Origin of the sequence: Bacillus sp. JJ1764 (assembly GCF_036962145.1) — a bacterium.
GTDB lineage: Bacteria > Bacillota > Bacilli > Bacillales > Cytobacillaceae > Neobacillus.
The window spans coordinates 1-4,322 of sequence record NZ_JBALNY010000246.1; the positions used below are offsets into that span (position 1 = coordinate 1).

At 38.6% G+C, this 4,322-nt stretch carries 4 protein-coding genes and 1 pseudogene; 2 read left to right on the forward strand and 3 right to left on the reverse strand.

The window, feature by feature from the left end; translation table 11 throughout:
* Positions 1-320 precede the first annotated feature (320 nt).
* Complete coding sequence (gene acnA / locus V7083_RS23310) at positions 321-3,026, reverse strand: aconitate hydratase AcnA (RefSeq protein ID WP_335482550.1); 2,706 nt, start codon at positions 3,024-3,026, stop codon at positions 321-323.
* A gap of 331 nt (positions 3,027-3,357) precedes the next feature.
* Here acnA and sspO point away from each other — a divergent pair, with 331 nt between their 5' ends.
* Positions 3,358-3,507, forward strand: coding sequence for a small acid-soluble spore protein O (gene sspO, locus V7083_RS23315; protein ID WP_335482552.1), 150 nt, complete (start codon positions 3,358-3,360; stop codon positions 3,505-3,507).
* A 41-nt stretch (positions 3,508-3,548) separates the two neighbouring features.
* Here the strand turns inward: sspO and V7083_RS23320 are convergent, their stop codons facing one another.
* A complete protein-coding gene (locus V7083_RS23320; RefSeq protein ID WP_335482554.1) occupies positions 3,549-3,818 on the reverse strand; it encodes a hypothetical protein in 270 nt (89 codons plus the stop codon).
* A 110-nt stretch (positions 3,819-3,928) separates the two neighbouring features.
* Between V7083_RS23320 and V7083_RS23325 the strand changes: the two genes are divergently transcribed.
* Positions 3,929-4,069: a small acid-soluble spore protein P gene (locus tag V7083_RS23325; protein WP_335482556.1), complete on the forward strand. Its 141-nt coding sequence runs from the start codon at positions 3,929-3,931 to the stop codon at positions 4,067-4,069.
* A 56-nt stretch (positions 4,070-4,125) separates the two neighbouring features.
* Here the strand turns inward: V7083_RS23325 and V7083_RS23330 are convergent.
* Positions 4,126-4,322, reverse strand: a pseudogene (locus tag V7083_RS23330) (L-seryl-tRNA(Sec) selenium transferase); the annotation flags it as partial.

Consider the following 4,322-nt stretch of genomic DNA (forward strand, 5'->3'; position numbering starts at 1 on the left):
AAATATGTCAATGGTTTCGTTAGAAAATTACCAAGAACCCTTATTGAATAACTCTTTTTCAGGTAATCCTTCTTATTGGTCGCCAAAAGGACTTATTGAAGACTTTTTCTTTCAAACTTCGATCTGACTGATTGCCAAGAGGCCTTATTAAATACATCTTCATCCCATTCTCTATCTGAACGGTCGCCAAGAGGTCCTATTGAACATCTCTTATTCCCATTCTCAATTTGAACGGTCGTCAATGCAAAACTAAACGCTAAAAACTTAAACAAAAAAACCCACCATGCAATTAAAAGCATGATGGGTCTTCCCTAAGGATATTATCCCTGTAATTTTTCGCGAAGTACCATTTGCAGGATACCGCCGTGACGGTAGTAGTCAATTTCAACTTCTGAGTCGAAGCGAACAATTACTTCGAATTCTTTCTTGCCGCCGTTTTCATCAACAGCTGTTACTTTAATAAGATCACGTGGTTTTACATTTTCATCCACTTGAACTTCAAAGGTTTCTTTACCAGTTAAACCAAGTGATTCTGCACTGTCACCATCTTTAAATTGAAGTGGAAGCACACCCATCAAAACTAGGTTTGAACGGTGAATACGCTCAAAGCTTTCAGCAAGAACTGTCTTGATTCCTAATAGGTTTGTACCTTTTGCTGCCCAGTCACGGGATGAACCCATACCGTAATCTTTACCTGCAAGAACCATTAAGCCTGTTCCTTGTTCTTTATACTTCATGCAAGCATCAAAAATGGGCATAACTTCGCCTGTTGGCCAATAAGTTGTGACGCCACCTTCAGTGCCTGGTGCGATTTGGTTACGGATACGAATGTTTGCAAAAGTACCACGCATCATAACTTCATGGTTACCACGACGAGAACCGTAAGAGTTAAAGTCACGAAGTTGAACACCTTTTTCTAACAAATATTTTCCGGCTGGAGTATTTTTACCAATAGCTCCTGCTGGTGAAATATGGTCAGTTGTAACAGAATCTCCGAACTTACCAACAATACGAAGTCCTGCTAATGGCTTCACTTCGTCTGGATCTGGTGATAGGCCCTCGAAGAATGGAGGATTTTGGATGTAAGTAGAATCCGCATCCCAAGTATATAACGGCTCATTGCTTGTTTTGATTTCATTCCAACGTTCATTGTCACCAAATACATTCTCATATTCTCTACGGAATAATTCTGGTGTAACAGTACGTTTAACAACATCATTCACTTCGGCAGTTGTTGGCCAAATATCATTGAAGAATACATCTTTGCCATCTTTATCTTTACCAATTGGCTCTTTAGCAAAATCAATGTTAACGGTACCAGCTAATGCATAAGCCACAACTAATGGTGGTGAAGCAAGGTAGTTAGCTTTTACAAGTGGATGAATACGTCCTTCAAAGTTACGGTTACCTGAAAGAACAGATGTAACTAATAGATCATTTTCTGCGATTGTTTTCTCGATTTCTTCTTTTAATGGACCAGAGTTACCGATACATGTAGTACAGCCGTAACCTACAAGATTGAAGCCGATTTGCTCAAGGTATGGTAGTAAGCCAGAATCACGTAGGTAACCTGTAACAACCTTAGATCCTGGAGCCAATGAAGTTTTAACAAACTTTGGAACTTCCATGCCTAATTCCACTGCTTTTTTCGCTACTAATCCAGCACCTACTAGTACATATGGGTTAGAAGTGTTTGTACAGCTAGTGATAGAAGCAATTGCTACAGCACCTGTTTTAATTTCAGTTTCGTCGCCATTATTAAATTTAATAGTAGCAGACTTTTCAAGTTCATCAGCCTGTAAGCCGAAGCCTTGGTTTCCTTGAGGAGCAGAAACAGCCTGAACGAATTCTTCTTTCATTTTTGAAAGTGGAATTAAATCTTGTGGACGCTTAGGGCCAGACAGATTTGCTTCAATTTTTTCAAGGTTAATTTCAATTACATCTGTATATACTGGTTCTTCAGATGGATTGAAGAATAAACCATTAGCTTTACAATATTGTTCAACGACTTTAATACCTTCTTCGTCGCGACCAGTTAAACGCATATATTCAAGGGATTCATTGTCAATAGGGAAGAATCCGCAAGTTGCACCGTATTCTGGAGCCATGTTGGCAATTGTTGCACGGTCAGCAAGTGGAAGTGAAGATACTCCAGGGCCGAAATACTCAACGAATTTACCAACTACACCATGTTTACGAAGAATTTGAGTCACTTTAAGCGCAAGGTCAGTTGCAGTGGCACCATTTGGAAGTTCGCCCGTTAATTTAACCCCAACAACTTCTGGAACTGGAAAATATGAAGGCTGGCCAAGCATTCCTGCTTCTGCCTCGATACCGCCTACGCCCCAACCAAGAACACCTAGACCATTGATCATAGTTGTATGGGAGTCAGTTCCTACTAAAGTATCTGGGTAAGCTTCTAATTCGCCGTCAACTTCAGCAACATGAACAACATCAGCCAAAAACTCAAGGTTAACTTGGTGAACGATCCCAGTTGCTGGCGGAACAGCACGATAATTGTTGAATGCTTTTTGCGCCCAGCTTAAGAACTGATAACGCTCAGCATTACGTTCGAATTCTAAATCCATGTTTACTTTTAATGCATTGTCAGAACCATATGCATCAACCTGTACAGAGTGGTCAATAACAAGATCAACTGTTTTTTCAGGATTGATTTTATCAGGGTCGCCACCTAGGTCAGCCATTGCTTTTCTTAAGGAAGCAAGGTCAACAACTGCTGGAACTCCAGTAAAGTCTTGCAGAATAACACGGGATGGCTTGAACGGTACATCAACCTCTTTAAGCTCATCTGTTCCCCATTTTGCTAAGTTTTCAACATGTTCTTTTGTAATGACACGGCCATCATATTGGCGAAGTACTGATTCAAGCAGCACTTTTACAGAGTAAGGTAATTTTGAAACCTTGCCGATTCCTGCTTCTTCTAAAGCATTCAAACGGTAATAGTGATACGTTTTTCCATCCACATCGAAAGAAGAACGTGCGTGAAACACATCGTTTTTCACCATGTTTAAATAACCCCCTTATTCGTTTTAAAAAAATTTTAATAAATGTAAGTCGAAAAGTTTGAATATTCCCATCTGGTAAAACTTTTCTCACAATTCAATCTTAATACAACCGATTACATAAGTAAATAACAAGAAAGTTATTGCGATTGATAAGTTTTTCTTATGACTTTTATGTATTTCATTCGAAATATTGCGAAAACATTATTATTACCTATGTTATGTTGTATTAGTTCCACCACGGGATTTCAACTATTATTATGGCAAAAAAATTATTATTTGTCATTTATTTCGCACAAATGGAAAAAGTAAATTTATCAGGAGGTGAAGGATGATGTCGAAACGTAGAGCAAACCATATTATCCCTGGTGCAAACGCTGCCAAGTCCCAAGGAATGGGTACAGGCTATAATGAAGAAATCGCCAGTGAACCCTTAACGGAAATGGAAAAACAAAACAATAAAAAGAGAAAAAAGAACCAATAAAGTTAAAAAAAAGCGGGTTTGATTTACCCGCTTTTTTCCATTTATTCGTATTGATTTACTTCTGATACCATCTGTCTTAAATCCTGCTGAAATCTTTCAAGCTGGGCTCTTTGATGGTCTGATGCTACTTCAAGTGCATTTTCGATTTGCTGATAAGCTTCATTCACTTCATTTTTTAAGTGTTTTAATTGATGGCCATAGCTGGCACTATCAGTAACGATGGTTTCATAAAGTCCCTGTGCCTCTTCGTATCCCTGCTGGGCAGCCTGAAACGCCTGTTGTTTGTCTTTGTTGTATGGAAATTTTTGCATTGAAACAAGTTCCTCCTTCAATTTTGTTATCTTTTAAACTGTACAGAAGTGAAAAAAATATTCAGCATAAAAAGACTTAATCACTGCATTCTAACTAATGAGGAGGGATGATCATGAACAAAAACGATGGTGCAGATATGAGAAAAAATGCTCCGAAGCAATCTGGACAGCCGGAGCCATTAAGCGGATCGAAAAAAGTAAAGAACCGTAACCACACTCGTCAAAAACATAATTCACATCACGATATGTAATAACAAGAAGTTTAAAGTGAAAAAACGCTCCCTGCGATTGCGGGAGCGAATTATTTCTATTGAATTGTAACTAATGCTTCCAGGAGTATTTTTTCCTCTTCTGGAGTAACGGTTCGTAAATCAATTAAATATTCATCCTTTTGAATCCTGCCGATGATGGCAGGTTTTGTTTCGGTACGAAGGTTACGGCCTAATTGTTCTGCTGTCAGTTTGTTATGTATCAAAGTGATTACCTTTGTAGGCAGTTCTACAT